Genomic DNA, 1,835 nt, shown 5'->3' on the forward strand with positions numbered 1-1,835 from the left:
AAGTTTTTAGTTCATTTCTTCTACCGTTTCGCACCGCGAACTAGTCTAAACTCCAAGTCTTAAGAGAAAATCCTTAATTGACATTTCACCTATATGTGCAGTTACCCCAATAACGCAACGCCGGGTTATTTACTTTGCACTTGCTGTTTGCGTCCTAGGAGGTAGGAAGCAAGGACACCTATAAGTGTTAGACCTGCAATTGTAGTCGGTTCGGGAACTGTAGCTGTGTTTGTTTTATTGGCGCTAAAAAATTCCCCAGTAAAATCGACAGGCAATCCATCGCTGACTGAGCGCTCAATGCGAAACACTTCACCAGGGTTGACGCCCGCGCCTGTGAATGTTGCAACTTTGTTGTTCTCAGATAGCGTGACCGTGTAAAGGTTTGAAGTAACAGTGCCAAACTGAGCATCTGGACTTAACAGACGATACGCAATATCACCGACAGAAACATCCAAGTTGTTCAGGTTATTGTTAATGCTAACTGTAGTTCCAGATCCTGTCGTGAGAGTAGGACTAAGATATGGTATTGACGTAACTTCTAGCTCTGTGAAAGTGAAAACTGGTTCACCAGGTGGAGGCGAGGAGAAAACGTCTAAGGCTTGATTGACGAGCGAGACTGCTTGTGCATTTGCTGCGGTGCCAGCCAAGGTAGCTAATGCCGCAATAGTCGAGAGTGCGAACCTTTTGGTTTTCATGCTCCTGATTAGAACTACAATTTGACAATCAGAGTTTAGGGCTTATCTTCATACAATTGATATATTTTCTGAGAAGTTTATGTAAGAATTACACAACTAGTACTCAGACAAAAATTATGTAAAGCTTTCGCTTTTAATATTGACTTTGTTCTTCTGCTAGCACGGTATCCCCTCATCATTATCCGCTTCCTCTATCAGGTTGTGGGAGATTTATGGATTAACATGGTGTTGCGCGAGGAACATCCACACCACAAATTCGCGCCTTGTACGGTTCAAAAATAGGTATTCTTCTGGCGGTTCGGGAGTAGCATCAATCTCATCATTACACTAGTTATAAGCTAGACATAGCTAGTGTAGAGAAACTTAAAGCAATACTGATCGCAAAAGCACTAGACAGTTATCTCCACTTGGCTAGTTATTATCTAGTACATGTCTAGTTGAATAAACGCAGGAGGTGACGCAATGCTAGCATCAATCTCATCATTACACTAGTTATAAGCTAGACATAGCTAGCGTAGAGAAACTTAAAGCAATATTGATCGCAAAAGCACTAGACAGTTATCGACATTTAGCTAGTTATCATCTTTGAGCATTTAAGTCCTGTTATACCCAGTTGTTGACCGATCGCTGTTCACGACTTTTCTAAAAAACACGAGAGTGCTCGCGCTCCTATCACCACTGAGTTACAACTGGTCATATCACGGGGTCTTACACGAAAAAATGTGGCAGCCTTCAAACAACGAATACTCGTGGGTACCGATAGATTAACAAATACAAGGCTGCCACATTTTTAGGGGTCGAGGTCTCTGTAAAAGAAAGCGGAACCTTATTAACAACACAAATACCCGTGTCGCAAGCCGAGTCAACGGAGAAAGGTTCCGCTTTCTTCCAGACAAAGTGCGTGGACAGTGCGTCCCTAGAACCGAACTTCGGCTAACTAAAGTACTACAAAAGCCCCACAAATGCGGCTAGCTGCCAAAAGCACCACTAACCAATGCAACACCCTCAAAAGCCTACAGGACATAGGTTACAAGCGTTTTAGCTGGCGCTAGTGCAACACCTTGGTGGTTTACATTTGTGGCTTATCTCTTAAGAAACACATTCCGTCGCCGTAGATTGAGCAACGAGATTAAAGCCTAA

At 43.0% G+C, this 1,835-nt stretch carries 1 protein-coding gene; it reads right to left on the reverse strand.

The genetic code is table 11. The features are described 5' to 3' along the window. Positions 1 to 125 precede the first annotated feature (125 nt). Positions 126 to 695, reverse strand: a complete 570-nt coding sequence (locus tag ACM0OZ_RS48620) for a PEP-CTERM sorting domain-containing protein (RefSeq protein WP_414590118.1) — start codon at positions 693 to 695, stop codon at positions 126 to 128. Between the last annotated feature and the right edge of the window lie 1,140 nt (positions 696 to 1,835).

Origin of the sequence: Scytonema sp. PCC 10023 (assembly GCF_963920835.1) — a bacterium.
In the GTDB taxonomy this organism is placed as follows: Bacteria; Cyanobacteriota; Cyanobacteriia; order Cyanobacteriales; family Nostocaceae; genus Kalymmatonema.